Annotated in this window: 15 protein-coding genes; 14 read left to right on the top strand and 1 reads right to left on the bottom strand. The window is 56.2% G+C overall.

The window, feature by feature from the left end; translation table 11 throughout:
- Nucleotides 1-66: 66 nt before the first annotated feature.
- Together WOB96_RS10395 and WOB96_RS10390 are read left to right on the top strand one after the other, a co-directional pair.
- Nucleotides 67-417 carry an accessory factor UbiK family protein gene (locus WOB96_RS10395; RefSeq protein WP_341371226.1) on the top strand — a complete coding sequence of 117 codons (351 nt, stop codon included), beginning with the start codon at nt 67-69 and terminating at the stop codon, nt 415-417.
- A 5-nt stretch (nt 418-422) separates the two neighbouring features.
- On the top strand, nt 423-1,940 hold the full coding sequence (locus tag WOB96_RS10390; protein WP_341371225.1) for a YifB family Mg chelatase-like AAA ATPase: 1,518 nt from the start codon (nt 423-425) through the stop codon (nt 1,938-1,940).
- On the opposite strand, the gene WOB96_RS10385 is transcribed toward WOB96_RS10390, so the two are convergent.
- Nucleotides 1,933-3,612 (bottom strand): cation:proton antiporter, encoded by a 1,680-nt coding sequence (locus WOB96_RS10385; RefSeq protein ID WP_341371224.1) that lies wholly within the window; start codon nt 3,610-3,612, stop codon nt 1,933-1,935. The two genes, WOB96_RS10390 and WOB96_RS10385, sit on opposite strands and share 8 nt — an antisense overlap.
- A 227-nt stretch (nt 3,613-3,839) precedes the next feature.
- On the opposite strand from WOB96_RS10385, the gene WOB96_RS10380 reads away from it, so the two are divergent.
- From WOB96_RS10380 to WOB96_RS10325, 12 genes are all read left to right on the top strand, one after another.
- Nucleotides 3,840-4,196 (top strand): hypothetical protein, encoded by a 357-nt coding sequence (locus WOB96_RS10380; protein WP_341371223.1) that lies wholly within the window; start codon nt 3,840-3,842, stop codon nt 4,194-4,196.
- A gap of 325 nt (nt 4,197-4,521) precedes the next feature.
- Nucleotides 4,522-7,308: a ribonucleoside-diphosphate reductase subunit alpha gene (locus tag WOB96_RS10375; RefSeq protein ID WP_423229739.1), complete on the top strand. Its 2,787-nt coding sequence runs from the start codon at nt 4,522-4,524 to the stop codon at nt 7,306-7,308.
- A gap of 56 nt (nt 7,309-7,364) precedes the next feature.
- Nucleotides 7,365-8,510, top strand: coding sequence for a ribonucleotide-diphosphate reductase subunit beta (locus WOB96_RS10370; RefSeq protein ID WP_341371222.1), 1,146 nt, complete (start codon nt 7,365-7,367; stop codon nt 8,508-8,510).
- Between the two features lie 179 nt (nt 8,511-8,689).
- Nucleotides 8,690-10,438 (top strand): hypothetical protein, encoded by a 1,749-nt coding sequence (locus WOB96_RS10365; protein ID WP_341371221.1) that lies wholly within the window; start codon nt 8,690-8,692, stop codon nt 10,436-10,438.
- A gap of 82 nt (nt 10,439-10,520) precedes the next feature.
- The gene (locus WOB96_RS10360) at nt 10,521-10,937 is read left to right on the top strand and encodes a hypothetical protein (RefSeq protein WP_341371220.1); all 417 of its coding nucleotides are present in this window, start codon (nt 10,521-10,523) and stop codon (nt 10,935-10,937) included.
- Nucleotides 10,938-11,005: 68 nt separating this feature from the next.
- Nucleotides 11,006-11,593, top strand: coding sequence for a transposase (locus tag WOB96_RS10355; protein WP_341371219.1), 588 nt, complete (start codon nt 11,006-11,008; stop codon nt 11,591-11,593).
- Nucleotides 11,594-11,809: 216 nt separating this feature from the next.
- Nucleotides 11,810-12,817: a DNA-methyltransferase gene (locus tag WOB96_RS10350; protein WP_341371218.1), complete on the top strand. Its 1,008-nt coding sequence runs from the start codon at nt 11,810-11,812 to the stop codon at nt 12,815-12,817.
- Nucleotides 12,801-14,933, top strand: coding sequence for a DEAD/DEAH box helicase family protein (locus WOB96_RS10345; protein WP_341371217.1), 2,133 nt, complete (start codon nt 12,801-12,803; stop codon nt 14,931-14,933). The genes WOB96_RS10350 and WOB96_RS10345 overlap by 17 nt, the downstream gene beginning before the upstream one ends.
- A complete protein-coding gene (locus WOB96_RS10340; protein WP_341371216.1) occupies nt 14,930-15,127 on the top strand; it encodes a hypothetical protein in 198 nt (65 codons plus the stop codon). Before WOB96_RS10345 ends, WOB96_RS10340 begins: the two co-directional genes overlap by 4 nt.
- A complete protein-coding gene (locus WOB96_RS10335; RefSeq protein WP_341371215.1) occupies nt 15,124-17,103 on the top strand; it encodes a hypothetical protein in 1,980 nt (659 codons plus the stop codon). Before WOB96_RS10340 ends, WOB96_RS10335 begins: the two co-directional genes overlap by 4 nt.
- Before the next feature lie 2 nt (nt 17,104-17,105).
- Nucleotides 17,106-17,492, top strand: coding sequence for a hypothetical protein (locus WOB96_RS10330; RefSeq protein WP_341371214.1), 387 nt, complete (start codon nt 17,106-17,108; stop codon nt 17,490-17,492).
- 8 nt (nt 17,493-17,500) lie between these two features.
- Nucleotides 17,501-20,188: a sigma factor-like helix-turn-helix DNA-binding protein gene (locus tag WOB96_RS10325; RefSeq protein WP_341371213.1), complete on the top strand. Its 2,688-nt coding sequence runs from the start codon at nt 17,501-17,503 to the stop codon at nt 20,186-20,188.
- Nucleotides 20,189-20,911 lie beyond the last annotated feature (723 nt).

Genomic DNA, 20,911 nt, shown 5'->3' with positions numbered 1-20,911 from the left:
GTGCTGGCGCGGCTTACAATACCTGTCAACAAACTGCTGCAAGGCAATTGCATAAGGAGCAAGGCCATGACGAGAAATACCCTGCTTGATGAACTGGTCCGCGGCGTCACGGAAACCGTGGTGAGACTGGGTTCGGTCAAGGACGATGTCGAAAAACAGGTCCGCGCCACGATCTCCGCCAGCCTGGAGCGCCTGGATGTCGTGACCCGGGACGAAATGGAAGTGCAGCGGGCCCTGGTCAGCCGGCTGCGCGAACGGGTGGAGCTGCTGGAACAGCGGGTCAATGCCATGGGTGGTGGCGGCCAGCCGGATCCGGATGATGCCGAGCAGGCCGGACTCGCCACTGGCCGCAAACCGGAGCGCCCCAACACGGCGGCCTCCGGCCAGTGGGCCAATGACGAACCCGGCGCAGACTGACGCGTTTGGCATTAGCGATTGTCCATAGCCGGGCCCTGACCGGCATCCACGCCGCAGCGGTTGCCGTCGAGGTCGATCTCGCGCCCGGCCTGCCGGGTTTTGCCATCGTCGGCCTGCCGGAAGCGGCGGTCAAGGAGGCCCGGGACCGGGTTCGCGCCGCCATCCACAACTCGGGTTTCACTTTTCCGGCCAAGCGCATCACCGTCAATCTGGCGCCAGCGGACCTGCCCAAGGAAGGCGGTGGCTTCGATCTGCCGATAGCACTCGGCATTCTCGCCGCCAGTGGCCAGATACCCTTGGAGAGCCTGCGGGCCTGCGAATTCCTCGGGGAACTGGCGCTCGACGGCAGCCTGCGCCCGGTGCGCGGCGCCCTGGCCGCGGCACTGGCGGCTGGGGCAGCGGATCGCGCCCTGCTCCTGCCGATTGCCAATGCCACCGAGGCGAGCCTGGCCGCTTGTGCGCCGGTGTTTGGCGCCAGCAGTCTGGCCGAAGTCAGCGCCCATCTGCGCGATCTCGAAAGAATCCCGCCTGGCGTGAGCGATCCTGGACTGCTGGATGCGCTTCATCATGCCGATCTCGCCGATGTCCGGGGCCAGGCTGGCGCCAAGCGCGCCCTGGAGATCGCCGCGGCCGGTCGCCATCATATTCTTTTTCTTGGCCCGCCCGGTACCGGCAAGACCATGCTCGCCAGCCGTCTGCCCGGCATCCTGCCGCCGCCCCCGCGCGAGGAGAGCCTGGAGATCGCCGCCATCCAGAGCAGCAGCCCACAGGGCTTCGATCCCCGGCTCTGGGGACAGCGCCCGTTTCGCTCGCCGCACCACAGCGCCAGCAGCGTGGCGCTGGTCGGCGGCGGCTCCAACCCCCGGCCCGGCGAGATCAGCCTCGCCCATCATGGCGTGCTGTTCCTCGATGAACTGCCGGAATTTCCGCGCCAAGTGCTCGAAACCCTGCGCGAACCGCTGGAAACCGGCGAGATCCACATCTCCCGGGCCGGGCGCCAGGCGCGCTTTCCCGCGCGCTTCCAACTCATCGCCGCCATGAACCCCTGCCCCTGCGGTTACCTGGGTGATCCGCGCCATGCCTGCCGCTGCACCCCGGCCCAGGTGGCGCAGTACCGCGCTCGGCTCTCCGCTCCCCTGCTCGATCGCATCGATATCCAGATGGAAGTGCCCGCCCTGCCCCTGAACGAGCTGCAGGCGGGCGGTCAGGCCACGGAGAGCAGTGCCGAGGTGCGCGAACGGGTGATGGTCGCCCATGCCCGCCAGATCGCGCGTCAGGGACGCGCCAATGGCCTGCTGGCGGCTGGCGAGGTCGATGCCTTCTGCACCCTCGATGCCGCCGGCCGCAAGCTCCTGGAGTCGGCCATGACCCGCCTGGGCCTGTCCGCCCGCGCCTATCACCGCATTCTCAAGCTGGCCCGCAGCATCGCCGATCTCGCCGGCATCGAGCAGATCCAGTCAGCGCATGTCGCCGAGGCCATCCAGTACCGGCGTCTCGACCGCCCGGCCGCCGCGGTCAGCTAGCGTCCCTTCCGGGCCTCACCGGGCAGGACTCCACCAGCACGTCATCCGCCACGATCTCCGCGGCAAAGCTCGCGGCATCCTTGAACGGCAGCAGCACCCGGTCGGCACCCGCCTGACACAGTCGTCCGGCATCCCGCTCGTTGTGTGCTGTCAGCACCACCATGCCGCGATAGCCCTGGGTGCGCAGGTTCTGCAACAGGGCCAGATTGACCGCGCCGGAAGCCAGCGTGCTCACCACCCAGCGCGCCTCATCGAGCGGCAGGGTTTCCGGAAAATCCGGATCCTCGGCATCGCCGAAACGCACTTCCAGCGGCCGGTCGCGATAGAACCGCAGCAGATCCGGGTTGAAATCCACGCCCACCACCCGCAGCCCCCGCTGACTCAGGCGTTCCGCCAGATGCAGACCGTAGCGGCCAAGCCCGTAGATGATGATGTCCACCGGGCGGCTGGCCTGTTTTGGCTGCTCATCCAGTTCGATTTCCTCGCGATGCGGATGCCGGCGCTCGAAGCGCTTGAGCCAGGGATCGAGCACGGGATAGAGCCGGTGCGCGTAATGGATCATGTAAGCGGAGAGGGTGATGGTGACCAGGCCGACGAGCGTCACCAGCCCCGCCACGGCGGCCGGGATGTGGCCAAGGCTCACGCCCAGGGCCACCAGGATGAAGGAGAATTCGCTGATCTGCGCCAGTGCCAGCCCGGTCTGGAAAGCGGTAAAACGCCGATAGCCCAGATAACCCATGATCCCCATCACGATCAGGGGCTTGCCCAACAGGATGAAGATTGAAAGCGCCAAGGCCACGGGCAGGGCCCAGCCGAAGGCGGGAAAGCCGAGATTGGCGCCGAGATCCACGAAAAAGAACAGCAGCAGAAAGTCCCGCAGGCTCGACAGACGGGTGCTGATGGCTTCCCGAAAAGGCGTCGAGGCCAGTGAGAAACCGGCCAGCAGAGCGCCGAGTTCCTGGCTCAGCCCCAGCATCTCCCCAAGGCTCGCCAGGGTGGCGCCCCAGGCCACCGCCACCAGCATCAGCAGTTCGCCGGAACGGGCGATGACGTGCAGCAATCGGGGCAGGCCATAGCGCATCAACAGCAGCAAGCCAGCCAACATCACGGCCAGTTTCAGGGGCAGCCACAACAGGCCATCCGGCCCAATGCCGTTCCCCGCATCGGGCCCGAACACGCTCAGGACCATCATGGCAATGGCCACGGTCAGATCCTGCACGATCAGCACCCCCATGGTGATGCGCCCGTGCAGGGAATCGAGTTCGCGCCGGTCCGACAGCAGCTTGACGACGATGATGGTGCTGGAGAAGGTCAGCGCGACCGCCAGATAGAAGGCCGTCAGCGGCATCATGCCCAGCGCCAGCGCCAGCAGGAAACCGAGCGCGAAACTCAGGCCGATTTGCCCGAAACCGATCAGCAGCACCACCCAACCCAGATTGCGGACCAGATGAATGTCGAGCTTGAGCCCCACCACAAAGAGCAGGATGGTGACACCGAGACTGGCCAGCAGGTCCAGCGAACTCTCGGCGGTCACCAGTCCCAGCCCGACCGGGCCGGCCAGGATGCCGGTCGCGATGAAGGCCACGATCAGCGGCTGGCGCAAAGCCAGGGCGACAGCGCCCAGCAGCGACGCCATCAGCAGCAATCCAGCAACCTTGTCGTAGAAACTCACAGTCACGCTCCCGTGGCGGGAGCAGTCCCCGATCATGCCCCCATGCACCTGCTTCCAAAGTCTTAGGCCACCAGCGGCAGCGAAATACTCCCGCGCGGATGCTGTTTCAATCCAAGCTGTCTACAATAGAAGATGCGGTCTGGAAATTTCGCATTCTGTGACGTTAATCATGGGAGCAGCTCGCCGGACTTGGCCGGTACCGCCGCGCCCGTGCCCTGGGGAGGACTATGGAGGTTGATCTCGCCGTCCGCGATGCCACTGGCAAGATCCGTACGCAGCGGGTCGGCTGGCTGCCCAAGCGTGCCAGTGACGGCCCGCATCTCGCGGGCGTGATCATTCATACCCGGCCCGAGGTCGTGCAATGGGTCTCCGGGGACATCCTCAAACGCGTGCTGACGGAACTGCAGCGCGAACACGCCATCGGCCACTTCCTCAATGCCGACAAGGGCACCATCAGCATCGTGCTGAATCCTGCCCATATCGAGCCGGAAGCCATCGACAAGCTGCTTGCCATCCTGCGCGAGCTCGAAGATAAAATCCGCAGCCTCGAAGAGGCCCTGCAGCAGGTCGAGGCCGTGAGTTAGCGCATCCGCCTGCAACTGGCCGGCAAGCACCTGTTCCATTGACCTTTATTCGCCAACAGTGCCCAGCAGCGACTGTTCTTCCCCCTAAGTCCGATTCCCTTTTGGTTGGATCCCTGCCCAGGACTCAAGCCCTGATTTCGCCTAGCATTTTCCCACTTATCCACTGCTTTCCCACTGCTTGCCCACCGCTTCTGCACGGCTTTACACACAATATCTTGTGACCTTGACAAAACTTTCCCCTATATATATTTATCTAACCTAGTGAACGAACACCCGGAACCGCACCACACAGGAGGACCCTCAGATGAGCCGACCGGTCAGCGCCATGCCTTTTTCAGACACATCGACAGCGGATCAAAGCCAGTACGCCCTTTACAAAGTGATCCGCCGCAATGGCGGCGTGGTGGCCTTCGAGCCCGGCAAGATCGCCGTCGCCATGAGCAAGGCCTTCATCGCCGTCGAGGGCGGCACGGGTGCTGCCAGCGCCCGCGTACGCGACGTGGTGGCGCGGCTCACCGAGCAGGTGGTGCAGACCCTCATGCGCCGCCAGCCCGGCGGCGGCAACTTCCACATCGAGGACATCCAGGACCAGGTCGAGCTTGCGCTGATGCGTTCAGGCGAGCATGAAGTCGCCCGCGCCTACGTGCTCTACCGCGAGGCCCGTGCCCGCGAACGCGCCCAGGCCGTGCCGACTGAGCTCAGCCCCCAGCCCAGCCTGCGCATGCGTCGCGCCGATGGCAGCGAAGTGGCCATAGACCAGGCGCGCCTGCAGACCGTGATCGAGGAGGCCTGCGCCGGCCTCGGCGACCAGGTCTCCCCGGCGGAGATCATCAAGGGGGTGATGCACAACATCTATGACGGCATCCCCGAAGAAGAACTCTTCAAGGCCAACATCCTCGCCGCCCGTCCCCTGATCGAGCGTGACCCCGGCTACACCTACGCCACTGCCCGCCTGCTGCTCGACCAGATCCGCCGCGAGGTCATGGGTGAGGCCCTGACCCACGCCGAAATGAGCGCGCGCTATCCGGAATACTTCACCGACTACATCAAGACCGGCATCGAATATGAGCTGATCGATCCCAAGCTCGGCCAGTTTGATCTTGCTGTACTGGGCGCGGCGCTCAAGCCCGAGCGCGACCTGAACTTCCAGTATCTTGGCCTGCAGATCCTCTATGACCGCTATTTCATCCACAAGGACGAGCGCCGCATCGAGCTGCCCCAGGCCTTCTGGATGCGCGTCGCCATGGGTCTGGCCGTCAGCGAGATCGACCGCGAGGCGCGCGCCATCGAGTTCTACGAGGTACTTTCGAGCTTTGACTTCGTCAGTTCCACGCCGACCCTGTTCAACGCTGGCACCCTGCGTCCGCAGCTCTCCTCCTGCTTCCTGACCACGGTCGCGGATGATCTGGACGGCATCTACGACGCCATCAAGGAAAATGCGCTGCTGTCGAAATTCAGCGGCGGCCTGGGCAACGACTGGACCCCGGTGCGTGCGCTCGGCGCCTACATCAAGGGCACCAACGGCAAGAGCCAGGGCGTGGTGCCCTTCCTCAAGGTGGTCAACGACACGGCGGTCGCAGTCAATCAGGGAGGTAAACGAAAGGGGGCTGTCTGCGCCTACCTCGAGACCTGGCATCTCGATATCGAGGAGTTCCTGGAACTGCGCAAGAACACCGGCGATGATCGGCGCCGCACCCACGACATGAACACCGCCAACTGGATCCCGGATCTCTTCATGGAGCGGGTGATGGAGAATGGCGAGTGGACCCTGTTCAGCCCCAATGAGGTCCCGGAGCTGCATGACAGCTATGGCCCGGCCTTCAAGGCGGCCTACGAACGCTACGAGCGCATGGCCGACGAGGGCCTGATCAAGCGCTTCAAGCGGGTGCCGGCGCTCACGATCTGGCGCAAGATGCTGACCATGCTGTTTGAAACGGGCCACCCCTGGATCACCTTCAAGGACCCCTGCAACCTGCGCAGCCCGCAGCAGCACGTGGGCGTGGTACACAGCTCGAACCTTTGCACCGAGATCACGCTCAATACCTCCGACAAGGAAACGGCGGTCTGCAACCTGGGCTCGATCAATCTCGTCGCCCATGTCGACGCCGATGGCCTGAATCTCGACAAACTGGCGCGCACCTGCAAGGTCGCCATGCGCATGCTCGACAACGTCATCGACATCAACTACTACGCGGTCGCCAAGGCGCGCAACAGCAACCTGCGCCACCGCCCGGTGGGGTTGGGCATCATGGGCTTCCAGGACGCACTCCTGAAGCTGCGCATCCCCTACGCCTCCGAGGCCGGGGTGGAGTTTGCCGACTACAGCCAGGAAGCGGTCAGCTACTACGCCATCCTCGGCTCCTCGGAGCTTGCCAAGGAGCGCGGCCGCTATGCCAGCTACGAGGGTTCGCTGTGGAGTCAGGGCGTCCTGCCCCAGGACAGCATCGAGCGGCTGGCCGAGGCGCGCGGCGAATACCTGCAGGTCGATCGCAGCAGCCGTCTCGACTGGACCCCGGTGCGCGAGCACATTGCCCAGTACGGCATGCGCAACAGCAATTGTCTCGCCATCGCGCCGACCGCGACGATCTCCAATATCGTCGGTGTCAGCCAGAGCATCGAGCCGACCTACCAGAACCTCTACGTGAAGTCCAACCTCTCCGGCGACTTCACCGTACTCAATGACTATCTGGTGGCGGATCTCAAGGCGCGCGGCCTCTGGGACGAGGTCATGGTCCATGATCTGAAGTACTTCGACGGCTCGGTAATGCCCATCGACCGCATCCCGGCTGATTTGAAGCCCCTGTATGCGACCGCCTTCGAGGTCGATGCCCAATGGCTGATCGAGGCCGCCGCCCGCCGGCAGAAATGGATCGACCAGGCCCAGAGTCTAAACCTTTACTTCGCAGCGCCCTCGGGCAAGAAGCTCGACGAGACCTACAAGCTCGCCTGGCTGCGAGGCCTGAAGACCACCTACTACCTGCGCAGCCTGGGTGCGACGGCCGCGGAGAAGTCCACCGTCACCAACGGCACCCTGAACGCGGTACAGGCCCATGCCGAGCCGGCGCCCAAGGTCTGCTCGATCCTGGACCCCGACTGCGAAGCCTGCCAGTAAGGCCATAACACAAGGCGCGCCGTGAACGCGGCGCCCCACAAGATCAGGAGAGAACAATGTTGGATTTTGATGAAGTCATCCCCGCCCCGCGCCAGAACGGCGCGGCACCCGCCCGCCCGGTAGCGGCCAAGCCCGCCCCGGCCGCCGAGCCCAGCTTTGAGACCAGCGTACGCGCCGCCGACGACCGCCGCGTGCACGTCGAGGACAAGCGCATCATCAACGGCCGCGCCGACGTCAACCAGCTCGTGCCCTTCAAGTACCAGTGGGCCTGGGACAAATATCTCGCCGGCTGCGCCAACCACTGGATGCCCCAGGAAATCCAGATGTCACGCGACATCGCCCTCTGGAAGGACCCCAAGGGCCTGACCGAGGACGAGCGCCGCATCGTCAAGCGCAACCTCGGCTTCTTCGTCACCGCCGATAGCCTCGCCGCCAACAACATCGTGCTCGGCACCTATCGCCACATCAGCGCCCCCGAATGCCGCCAGTACCTGCTGCGCCAGGCCTTCGAGGAAGCCATCCACACCCACGCCTACCAGTACATCGTGGAGTCCTTAGGATTGGATGAAGGCGAGATCTTCAACATGTACCACGAGATCCCCTCGATCCGGGACAAGGATGAATTCCTCATCCCCTTCATCGACACACTCACCGACCCGAACTTCACCACCGGCAGCTTCGAGAACGACCAGAAGCTACTGAAATCCATCATCGTCTTCGCCGGCATCATGGAAGGCCTCTTTTTCTACGTCGGCTTCACCCAGATACTCGCGCTCGGCCGGCAGAACAAGATGACCGGTGCGGCCGAACAGTACCAGTACATCCTCAGAGACGAGTCCATGCACTGCAATTTCGGCATTGATCTCGCCAACACCATCAAGCTCGAAAACCCGCAGCTCTGGACGCCCGAATTCCAGGCCGAGATCATTGATCTCTTCAAGACCGGCGTGGACCTTGAGTACCGCTATGCCGTCGACACCATGCCGCGCGGCGTGCTCGGCCTGAATGCCCAGATGTTCCACGACTACGTGCGCTACATCGCCAACCGCCGCCTGCAGCAGATTGGCCTGCCCGCCCAGTATCCCGGCGTGAGCAATCCCTTCCCGTGGATGAGCGAGATGATGGATCTGAAGAAGGAGAAGAACTTCTTCGAGACGCGCGTGACGGAGTATCAGACAGGCGGGGCGTTGAGCTGGGATTGAGGGTTTTTGCGGGCTGATAGCAACTTTATATGGAGCCTAATCCGGCAGAGCGGCAGAAGAGCCCAGTGTTTCAAAGGGGCCTGATCGGATTAGGTTTCGTTTTTGACGGGTTATAAGGCGTCATTTAGGACGTCCACTTCACGTTAGCAAGGAGGCAGGGAGTGCCAGGAAGACTCAGATTGACTAAGAATGCACAGTTTTATAGAGTCAACGAGCCTGCAGAAGATGAGTTAGTTAGAAATATCCTCGACACTGCCTCTGAGAACATGAACCCCAATAGTGGGTTTGTAATTGATGTATTTAGGCAGGAGCGGAATATAGAGGAACAAAATTTAAGCTTTGTTTATTCAGCCAAGGCATTTCCTTCTAGTCGGCCAGTTTATTTCTTGGAAGATGATTTCGAAGACAAGGTTTATGCATTTATATTGATCATTGAGATTGGTGACTACTTTGCCATTCTAAAGAAGAGCTGTGCAAACATATTCGATCTAATGGACGAAAACTTTACGCTCGTCGGCAGCAAGGAGTTTTCATCCTCATTCTCTGATGATGATGTAGAATTTCAGAGGTTGGCGCTTAGAAATATGACGGTTTCTGATCGTGCAATGAGATCTAGATCGTATGAGGCGGCTGACTTAAAAGGATTACTTTCTACTCATTCAGCAGGTAGATCAATCCCCTATTACTTTAAGCTCCGACAAGGAGCCAAGACCAGATCTATATCAGGAACTGGTCGGGTCATTGAGTCATCTAGTAGAGAGACAATCGACAATATAGCTGCATGGGTTTCCGAGCAAATCGGCCTAATAGAATCTCCTAGCAATACAAACTTTTTAGATGCTTTCGCTAGTAAATCGGAACTAAATGAAGTTTTAAAAATTTGTTCGCCTAATGCTGTCCTAATAGAGAGCTCTTCTTTGTTTGATCGTCTGAAGAAGGATGGTGTCCCAGTAAAATATAAAACAAAGAAGGGGAGAATCATTGGTGTTTCAAGTCGCGTCTACAAAGAGCTCGAGTCTGCACTAGAAAAAGTATACGATATAGATCCAGATTTGAACATTGCCGATGTTAATGACGGTTCTCGGATTCGAGCCAACAAGAAAAGCCTGACTTTATATTCAAAATCCCTTGCAAAGTTTCGTGTCCCTGAAAACGGGAAATTAATAACCCTTCAAAAATATATTGTTAAACATGGGTTCTATAGCGTTACTTTTGGCGACCCAAAGTACATGTACTTCATGGGGGCGTGTTTTGAAGATTCTTCTGGTATGTCTGAGATCGACAACATTCTCGAACTATTTCAATCAATAGAGGAAATACCTGCCGTCGATTCGGAAAAAGGTAGTTTTACGGAAGAAAGCGAGAATTTTTCAGAAGACTCAATGTTTGACATCATTGAAAAAATTCACGCCGAAGATGATTACATATTCTGTGATGATCTAGGTGATGAGTGGGCTGACCATATAACCTTTAATAAAGAGAACTCAAACATATGCTTTATTCACTCAAAACATGGCGATCCCAGCACATCAGCCAGCAATTTACATGATGTCGTAGGTCAGGGAATTAAAAATCTTGGAAGCATGTATTTTAATGCGCCCTCCATGCTGTCGAAATTAGATAAAACGTTTAAAAAAAATTATAAGTCAGGAAAAGGCGTCCAGACAAAAATCCCGAGAATACGTAAGGGTAATATCGATGATTTTGAAAGTTATCTGGCGAACTTGCTTAAGGATTATAAGCTCAATCGTAGCTGCATCCTATGCTGCTCTTTCCTTTCGATTTCAGATGTTACAAAGGAGTTTAATAAGATAAAAGAAGGCCAGCCCGTGAGAGGAAATATTGTCCAGCTATTATGGATTGTTTCTTCTTTCGCGCATGCGGTGAAAGATATGAACGTAAGACCAATAATTTACTGTGCTAAGTAATGTTGCTAACAAGGCGCTGCTGTCGGACAAATTTTCCGCTGCGCTACAAATTTGCCGCAGAGCGCGTCGTTAGGACATCACAATGACCAAAGGAATAACAATGAAAGCGTGGCAGGTCCAACTTGGAGGCTGGGGGAGCATCGCATGGCTGGGCTCATTCCATCTGATGGAATTGGCGAAGGATAAGGGGTTTGATCAAAGCGCGACGACCCTGGCAGGGTACGCTCTTGGGTTTGTGACAGCGTTTGTGAGTTATTTATTTTGGGAGGTTATTCACGGAGGCTGGGGCGCGATTCTCGGGGAAGAGAGAGGCCTTCTACGCATTGTGTCATCAATTCCTCTTCTGTTCTTGGCGTTGCTTGGCTTGTTGGCATTCTTAAACGGCATCTTTAATAATTCAATGCCTTGGTTTTACAACCTGAGCTTCGCTTTCGCTGGCATCATAGTGGCTCAAGGTTTGGTGCCGATAATTAACGAGATAGATGGAAGAAAGCCCTAAGGAGTCTCTGAAAAACTCCGTGGATGGTGGATAATGTTGTCATTGGCCAGTGTGTGGACAGGAGCGTCATGGATCAGCTGAGTTTTGCCGAAGCCGTGTACCAGAGCAAGAAGCGCCGGACCCGCCGCGAGATCTTTCTGGCGCGGATGGAGCAGCTGATTCCCTGGGCAGCGCTGGAAGCCCAGATCGGGCGCCACTATCCCCAGGGGCGCCAGGGCCGGCCACCGTATCGCTTGTCCGTCATGCTCCGGGTGCATTGTCCGCAGCTCTTTTACAATCTCAGCGATCCGGCCATGGAAGATGCCCTGTACGAGATTGCCTCCATGCGTCTCTTCGCCGGGCTGCGCCTGTCGGATCCCTTGCCCGATGAGACCACCATCCTCCACTTCCGTCATTTCCTGGAGCGCCATGACCTGGGCCAGGTCGTGCTTGCCGTGGTGAACCAGCACCTGGCGCAGCACGGCCTGATGCTGCGCGAGTGCATCAAGGCCAGCATCCGCGCCAAGGTGGAGCATCCGTTCCGCTACATCAAGCGGGTATTTGGCTATGAGAAGGTCCGCTATCGCGGTCTGGCCAGGAACACCCACCGGCTGTACTGGCTGGCAGCCTTTACCAACCTGCTGATCGGCAGTAGATACCTGCCATCACGGGCGTAATGCGCCCAAGCTCCGCCAAACAGGCGGAAATCGGGCTGCAAACAGACAAATAAACCGGGAAGCTCGACTGAAAACTCCGGATTTTGGACTGTTGCAGGGTCCAGAGCCCGAAATCAGCAGTTGTTCAGAGGTTCCTTAACACTGGTACACTCGGCGAGGTAAGGTCAATACCAAGTCACGGAGAGGTGGGCTTGTAGCTATAAGCCAGGGAAGATGATGAAAAAACAAACAACGGACTTTCTGTCACTACTACCAAAGAACAATGCCGCCTACGAGCGCAACAGTGGCATTTATTTCATAGGGGACTCCGCGCAGTTGCTTGCGAGCAAGGATTTCGCCACCCTGAAGGGCAAAGTCAACCTGATCCTGACCTCGCCGCCCTACCCGCTGAACAACAAAAAGAGCTACGGAAATCTGAACGGGGATAAATACTTGGAGTGGTTCACAGCACTCGCCCCTGTATTCTCCGATCTGCTCACGGAGGACGGCTCCATTGTAATTGAAATCGGTAATGCTTGGGAGTCAGGTAGACCAGTCCAATCCTTATTGCACTTGGAGTCCCTACTCGGCTTTGTTCGCCACAGGGACGCTGGCTTGCGGCTCATCCAGCAGTTTGTGTGCTACAACCCTTCTAGGTTACCGTCGCCCGCCCAGTGGGTCACCGTAAACCGCATCCGCACAGTGGACAGCTTCACACACGTGTGGTGGCTCGCCAAGACGGATTTTCCTAAAGCGGATAACTCGAAGGTGCTACGCCCATACAGCAAATCTATGAAGAACCTTTTGAAAAGAGGCAGTTACAATGCCGGCAAGCGCCCTTCAGAGCACGTCATTAGTGAAACGAGCTTTTTCAATGATCAGGGTGGCTCGATTGCCCACAACCTGTTTGAGATCGAAGCCTTGGACCCTGAGAGGGAAGTCAGGCTACCTAATGCCTTTTCAATGGCAAACAGCGCCTCGAACGACTATTTTCACCGAGAGTGCAAGAAACGTGGGGTCACGCCTCATCCAGCCCGGATGCCATTGGGCTTGGCGTCATTCTTCATTGAGTTCCTAACGGACAAGGATGACTTGGTGTTAGACCCTTTTGCCGGCAGCAATACCACCGGCTACTCAGCAGCGATCGCCGGGCGCCACTGGGTTAGTATAGATGCGCAAGATACCTATGTAGAACAGTCGCTGATTAGGTTCGATAGCCAAGATTCATATGAAAAGAAGTGTTGAGCATCAGCAAACAATTGGCACGACAGACAAGGCGATGCTGTCTTGCGCAGGGTTATGCGGGATTAATTTGGCGACAGGATATCGGACGGGAGAGGCAGATCCCGTAGCCGAGTTCTATCGGCCATGCCTAGAGCAGGCGACCGATTACCGAAGGGCCGTAGGCTATTTTCGCTCTTCCATCTTCCTGATCATTGGCGAGGAGGTAATCGAGTTTGCAAAGCGGGGAGGGAGGATTAGACTCATCTGCTCGCCGTCAATAACCGATGAGGACCTCTGCAGCATTGAGGAAGGATACTCTCTCAGGGAGGACAAGACGGACGAGGCTTTGTGTACCGAGATTGATTGCCTCTTGGCTGACGAGACGACTCACTACCGAACAAGGGTGCTGGCCACCTTGATTGCTGTCGGAGCTTTGGATATCCGAATCGCAATTAGACCAAATGATCAAGGCATCTATCACGAAAAGATAGGCATATTTACGGATGCCTTCAGAAACAAGGTTAGCTTTCTTGGATCGGCAAACGAGACTTGGAAAGGGTGGCATGCGCGCGGAAATCTTGAGGCTATCGAGGTTTTCTGCAATTGGGCTGGGCCATCTGACGCCGAGAGATGCCAGAAGCATGAGGCCTACTTCGAGAGGTTGTGGAGTGGCCAGACCAAAGGTGTAGAAGTCATTGCGTTTCCAGAGGCGGCCAGGAAACGAATCTCCGCTGTGGCTATGGGAGATCTGGGAGAGGTGGACATGGAAGAGATTAGGGCCATCGAGAAGCCAGGCGCCAAGGGTAGGGTTCCCCTAGGTCATCAATCACGAGCGATAGCGGACTGGAAGGCTGCTGGGTGTCGAGGTGTGCTGGAGCATGCGACCGGAAGCGGAAAGACTTTCACAGCGTTGATGGCTGTGCGGGAGCACGTCGAAAAGGGCATGCCCGCCTTGATAGTTGTTCCAAGCCGCCTTTTGCTTGAACAGTGGGGCGTGGAGACAAGAGACGAAATTCCCGGGGCAACCATCCTTTTAGTAGGGGCCGGGCATGATCGATGGCGCCAAGCACGGCGACTTTACGGGATGACCGACCCTTCTCCGGACTTGGGGAAAAGAATTGTCATCGCGACGATGCAAACGGTCTCCAGCGATGAGTTTCTCTCCACGATCCAGAGTGGCTCTCATCTTCTTGTAGTCGCCGATGAGGTCCACCAGACTGGCAGCCAGCAAAACTCGAAGCTCTACTTACTCAAGGCTGGTTGCCGTTTGGGGCTTAGTGCCACTCCCATCAGATATGGCGATCCCGAGGGAACCCAAAAGATGTTCGATTATTTCGGGCCGGTCATCCCCCCTCCTGTTACGTTGCAGGATGCTATTAAAGCCGGGCGCCTTGTTGAATACGAATACAAGCCTCATACCGTTCGCCTTACCACCGAGGAGAGTGAAGAATGGAAGGCTCTCACCCTCAAGATCCGTTGGGAGATGGCTCGCCAGAACGAGGGCGCTGACGGCAAGAATCCTCTTTCAGAGGCAGCGAAGATGCTCTTGATCCGAAGATCTCGTATTGCGAAGAAGGCCGCCAACAAAGTTCCACTGGCTTCTAAGATATTGAAGTCATCGTTCTCCGTAGGACAACGTTGGCTCGTTTATTGTGAAGACAAAGCCCAACTTTCAGATGTTATCGAAGCCTTGAAAGCCAAGGGACTAGAGCCGCTTCGATATCATACTGATATGGAGGGAGATAAGGACGCCACGCTTGCCCACTTTAAAACATTTGGCGGTATCATGGTTTCGATCAAGTGCCTGGACGAGGGCGTGGATATACCAGCCGTAGATCATGCGTTAATTTTAGCCTCATCACAGAACCCGAGACAGTTCATCCAGCGCCGCGGGCGCGTGCTGCGCAAGGCGAAATGGAAAAATCTCGCAGTTATCCATGACGCGGTTGTCGTACCGGTGAGTCTTGGGGATGAGCCAGAGCAGGCATCGCTATTGAAAAGCGAGTTTATCCGGGCCATTGAGTTCGCACAGTCCGCCATCAATGCGGACGCCGCCGTTGAACTTCGACATATCGCGGCCACTTTGGGATTTGATCCAGACGCTCCGGACGACACGGGCATTGAGGAGGATGAGTGAGCACGGAAGAGCGAGACGACATGGTATGGAAGGCTATTTTGGAAACGGCCCAGGATGTGGCCCCTCAGATTCCGGTTGAGTTTCTACGAAAAGCCTACGAGATACAGAGAAAGCACCAGTTCTCCCAAGACAGCAGTGAGTCGATTCATTTAATGGAGCGGCTGGTCGATGAGCAGGTAGGTAGCTCGGAATGAAGATCCTTTCTGTTTCGATGACGAACTTCATGCCTTACAAGGGCGAAAGCCGCATTGACTTTCCGACAGACGAGCAACGCAATGTCATGATCGTCTTTGGGGACAACATGCGAGGAAAGACCAGTTTCCTTAATGCGTTGCGCTGGGGCTTCTATGGCAGGGCATACGGCCGCCATCTGCGCGAGATCCCGCTCAATGACCTGTTAAACAAGGATGCTGCTAGTGCGGGTGATTTTTGTATGGAGGTGCGCATCCGCTTCGAGGCCGACGGGCACTCCTATTCTCTGCATAGACGGATTGATCGAAGGGAGCATGTAGCCATTCCTTCGCGCCCCGAGGATTTCGTTGTCCAAGTGAGTTTGCAGAAGGACGATATTGTTGTCCCCGGCTATCTGATCGAGGCGGAGATCAACCGCTATGTTCCTGAACAGGTATCGCGCTTCTTTCTGTTCGACGGAGAGCTTCTTCAGGAATACGAGACACTGCTCATGGAGGGTAACGAGCAAGGCAAGCACATCAAGGCAGCCATCGAGCAGGTCTTAGGCGTACCGATGCTCATCCGTGGCCGGATGGAGGCCGAGACTATCTTGCGCTCAGCGCAGCGTCAGCAGTCCAAAGAGATGGCACAGATTAAGGGGCTTTCCTCGCTGGCGGAGCACCAGCTCGCGCTACAGGAAAAGCAAGGAGCCCAAGAGCGCTCGATCGAGTCGCTTAAGCAGCAACAAGCGGAGATACGATCACAGCGCGAAGGGTTGGACGATGAGCTTGAAAAGGTCGAGGCGGTTTACCGAGCTCAAACCGAATCAAAGTCCCTCAAGAAGCGTCAGGATGAGATCGTCAAACGATTAGAGCAAATCGCATCCGAGCGCATGGACCTAGTTCGAAAGGCATGGATTGACTTGGTCCAGCCAAAGCTACGGGTTCGCCAGGGTCATTTGCAGGATGAGCAGGATCTCATCCATGAGAACATGGAAAAGCGTGGGCGGCTGGAATCCAAAATCGAAAGCCTCAAGAAGCTCTTGAGCAACGAGCCTTGCCCCACTTGTGGCCAGCTTCCGCAGATCGAAAACCGTTCGACCAAGCAAACAGAGCTTGCAAAGTGCGAGAGTGAATTACTTAGCTTGTCGAAGGGCTATGCGGAACTGGCCGCCATTTCCTCTGAGATACGCGAGATTGAGAAGCTCTTGCGACCGGGGGTCGGGCAAAAGATCTTGTATCTCCAAGCTGAGGAGCGGAAGCTTTCAGTGGAGTTGACCAAGATCGATAATGATATCGAGAAAATCGAGGAGATAATTCGGGGATACGACACGGAGGACATTGCTAGTAAGCGCAGGTATCGAGATTCTCTTGTCCGCCAAGAAGGCGGGCTGGACACAGTGGTTAGTAAGGCCGAGGCAGAACTTCGGGCAACCCGCAGCGAGTTGGAGATTCTGTCAAAGCAGATATCGATCCAACCAGCAGCTCGGGAACGCCGAAGCACTGCGAAAGTTGAGCTGTGCCAGGGACTGGTAAGGGCTTTTACGGAAAGCGTAGAGCGACTCAGAGATAATCTCCGTTCGAAGGTCGAGGACAAGGCGACCTCCGCTTTCAAGCGTCTGACTACTCAAGGTAAGTACCTCGGACTTGAGATCAATGAGAACTACGGCTTGACGATTATCGACGAGAATGGTGAAAAAGTCGGTGTTCGAAGTGCCGGGGCTGAGCAGATCGTTGCGCTCTCATTGATCGACGGCTTGGCAAGGACGGGGCGAGCCGCAGGTCCTGTTGTGATGGATACTCCATTTGGCCGCCTCGACCTCAAGCATCGAGGGAACATCTTGCGCTATTTGCCTGAGACGACTAGCCAGTTGGTGCTACTCGTACACGACGGGGAGGTGCGAAAGGAAACAGATCTCGCCCCGGTTGCTGCGAGAATCGGCAAGGAATATGTAATTCGCGAGGTATCTACTCGCCAATCCAAGATTGAGGTTCAGTAATTATGACGGACATTTCCCTCAAGGAGCCCACGACCATAGGATTGAGCGAACAAGCTCACGCGATGCTCAAGCGTTTGGCCGAGGATAAGCAAAATGGAAACTTCGCGGAGATGGCGGACGCTTATCGCTTCGGAATCGCCCTTGCCTTGGCACATGGCGCCATGCCGGAAGAGGTGTCGGGCCAACGGACGATCTTCAACGTAGGGACACTGGATCCTGATCGGCATATCTACACAACAATCAAGTCCCTCGTGAATACAGGCGACACACCTATCTACCGCTGGGCGGAGCGTCTGGCGGAATGGGGCGTACGCGAAATGTCTTCCATGGCGGATCGGGGTGATCTAGATATAGGATCAATATTGGCCAAATCCCAAGAGGGGGAGTAGGACCAAGCATGATTCACCTGTTAGCTTATCTGCTTGTTCGCCGGCCTGACGGATCATGGAGCGTCTCCTCGCACAGGAATCTCGAAGGAATGATGGAAGAGTGGGATTCTGTCCGCGCGATTAACGATAAATCCTCAGCAATTATTCATGTCGGATTCTGGAGACCTGACACCTCCATATTTGAAACAGCTTGTTTAAGGGATGAGGGAAAAGTCTTCTTGACGGGCGCCGCCAGGTTTGCATTGCCATCCTCATATCGCTCATCGAGCAATCCTGTATTAACCGAAGATGGACTCCCAATCTACTTGGCATTGTCCGGGTGGGGCTACGTGATCGAGGAAGATCCAACCTTGCATGCGGATCAAATTCCTGTGATGCCAATGCTCGCTCCTCCTGATAGGATTCCAAGTTGTCCAATTGATTGGATTAAGACACTTGAAGAAGATGATCCAGATCTATTTAGCGAATGCGCCAAGCTATTTATTCTGAGCGAAGCCTTATACGAAAAGAGAGAATCGCTGATGCCGCCTACTTCGAGGAATCGCTTGGCAGGCTATCGATTCAAGCAGTTTTTTGGGCACCCCCCTTCGCGCGACAACATGGTAGATGGATTAAAGTTCGCTCCACCCTGGATCCTCCAGATGCCGGTTAACACTCTTAATTTCCCCGTGCGAGTCCGTAACCGAATGGCCGCAGTTGGAGCAAACATAGTCTCAGACATAGCGCGCATCGGGGCCGCAGGACTTATGCGGATAGACAATCTTGGGCGGAAGAGCCTTATGGATATATCCGTAGCGATTTTCGAGGCATTTGAGCAGGGTAGCACTTATTGCGCCTCCACTGGCTTTTTGCAGGGGGAGCTCCTCGAAATGACACCCCCTGCAGAACCTAAGCAAGGGAAGGCTCCTAAGATATTGGACAAGGTTTGCCTTGAAGCCACACCTATGGCAAATTCATTGGAGCCCCAATCTTTTCGAGACGGACTTCAGGCGGCCTTATCGTTATTGAGCGAAAGAGAGGCCTCCGTCTTGCAACAAAGGATGGGGATTGGTGGGAGCCGCAAGACGCTTGAGGAGATAGCTAAGAGCTATTCTCTCACTAGAGAAAGGGTAAGGCAGATTGAGTCAAAGGCAGCTAGTAAGATTATAGCTAGAATGCCTATGTGGGTAGGCAGCTTTAGGTCTAGCCTTGTTAGAATGCTGGACGGAAGGGAAACGCCACTCCCACTTCTTGGGCTCGATATTCTGGATTCTTGGTTTGCTGGGATTGAAACTCTATTTTGGCCATTTGAGTATTCGATTGGGCATCTCATCGAACCGCCTGAGTTCGACATCATACGCATTGCAGGACAAGCTTATGTCTCCAGGTTGAGACAGGATGAATGGGATGAAGCAGTTAGGGCTGCCAAAACCTTGTTGTCAACATGCGCCAAAAGTAAATCGTATACCCCTGAATCCGAGGTCAGGCTACTGGTAGAGTGCCAGTTGGTCGGGAAAGGGGAGGAACTCAGGCAGATGCTTTGGGAAGTCGCCACAAGCCAGGCACATTTCTCAGTTGGTCCTTTAGGAGAAAGACTCCTAGTGAGTTTCGGAATGAGCGCAGAAAGTGTTGTCGAAGCCATTTTGTTGGGATCGGACACCCCTTTGCACTACTCTGAGATTGCGAAACGTTGCGTTAGGAGAGGACATAATTTTGATCTTCGTCGGGCCCATAACGCTGCTGCAAATGTCGGTTTTCTACTTGGAAGAGGGATCTATGGGCTCGAAAAGCACATCGAGCTTTCCAAGGGGGAGCAGGAACGTATTCTGGCGGAAGTAGAAGACATGCTATCTGAAGCTCCAGGAAGACAGTGGCATGCTGGGGAGATTTGCGACGCGCTGGAGGCCCGAAGCTTAGATTTTGAGGGGCGTCTGTCGAAGTATGACCTCAATGTGATCCTTGGATCGTCCACCACCTTGGCCTACTTGGGGCGTATGGTATGGGTAGCTAGAACACATCATGCTTTGGGCACTGCCGATCGGATGAATATTTGGCAAAAAATTGTCATCTTGGTCCAGCAACATGGATCGCCAATGCACGCATCTGACATCCGGGAGATCATCTCCAGGGATCGAGGTCTTGCCTCTTTCTTCCAGATTCACCAGGCCGATCCACTCATTCGCGTTGGTGAGAACGAATGGGGAATTCTTTGGCGCGATATTCCCTTCGATGAAATCCAAGCGAATGCAATTGTTGACGAGATGATATCTATTCTAGATAAAAATGGATTTGGCATCCACCTCTCAGAAATCATTTCATCGCTCACGGTAAATCACGCTTTGGCAGCTAAGGCAAATCCCATTTTGCTGGTTGCTTTAGCCACCCGCTCGGAACTGGTCAAGTCGGGCAAGGGCGGATATATCTATCTCACGGAGTGGGAAGGGCCGAGACGTTTGACCATTGGCGAAGCTGTTGAAAGAGCTTTCGACACATTTACTGATGGAGTTTTGGCGGCGGATGTTGCTAACAAAGCCTCCGAATTACTAGGCAGAGAAGTGGCCAATAACGCTGCGAGTAGCGTTTTAATGAAGATAGGAACTTACAATTTAGAAAAAGGGCTGTGGTTCCACTATGAGGAAAGTGCGGAAGCTTTGGAGGACCCTACCGATGTTGTCATGGGTGAATCCTATCCTCCCCCTTTGGTATACCGGTCATAAGCTGGCATTCTGGCCGGCTCGGGTTGATCATTGATATTGTTACTGGCAAATCATCTGGTGTTATTTTCGCACAGTAGGCTGGTTTACAACTTAACTTTCGGTTTAATCCCGCGACTGTGGGCCAGACTATTCGAAGACGGATGTTAAAGGCGAGAACTGACCTATGCTACGGCTTGCTCTGATCACTCTGATCACCTCCGTGGTCGGCCACGAGGCGGCATAACTAGCATTTTTTCGACACGCCCTGCTCGGCGCCATCGTGCGTCACGACGTGCATCATTGAGTCGCGCGTATTGCCGCCCATCATCTGGCTACGGTCGCGAGTAGCCTGCATAACCGCCGTTCGCCGGGGCGCATCCCGCCGGCATGAGTTGGAGCCTGTTCAGGCGGGCTCCAGTTCGATCTTCTTCTTGCCGAGTGCCACCGCACCCAGCGGCTGGCTTCGATTGATCGCTCCGCCCCGAGGTGCCGGCTGATTATATCGAGACCATTGAGATCGTCGAGTCCGCCGCCGTGCCGCGCGTGATGACCACCGATGCTGATCACGGCTAAGAGATCACCGCTGCTATCGCAGCGCACGCCGAGCTGACCGTCTCGGGAGATCACAAACACCTGCTGCCGCTGGGCAGCCATCAGGGCACTGCTATCATCGTTGCAGTGGCATTCCACCTTCGCCTGTGCTCCAATTCATGGAATCCTCGTTAGTCGCGGCTGGGCCTCGCG

This window comes from Thermithiobacillus plumbiphilus (genome assembly GCF_038070005.1).
In the GTDB taxonomy this organism is placed as follows: Bacteria; Pseudomonadota; Gammaproteobacteria; order Acidithiobacillales; family Thermithiobacillaceae; genus JBBPCO01.
Note: the sequence above shows the minus strand (reverse complement) of the source record. Positions and strands in the feature narration are given on the sequence as shown.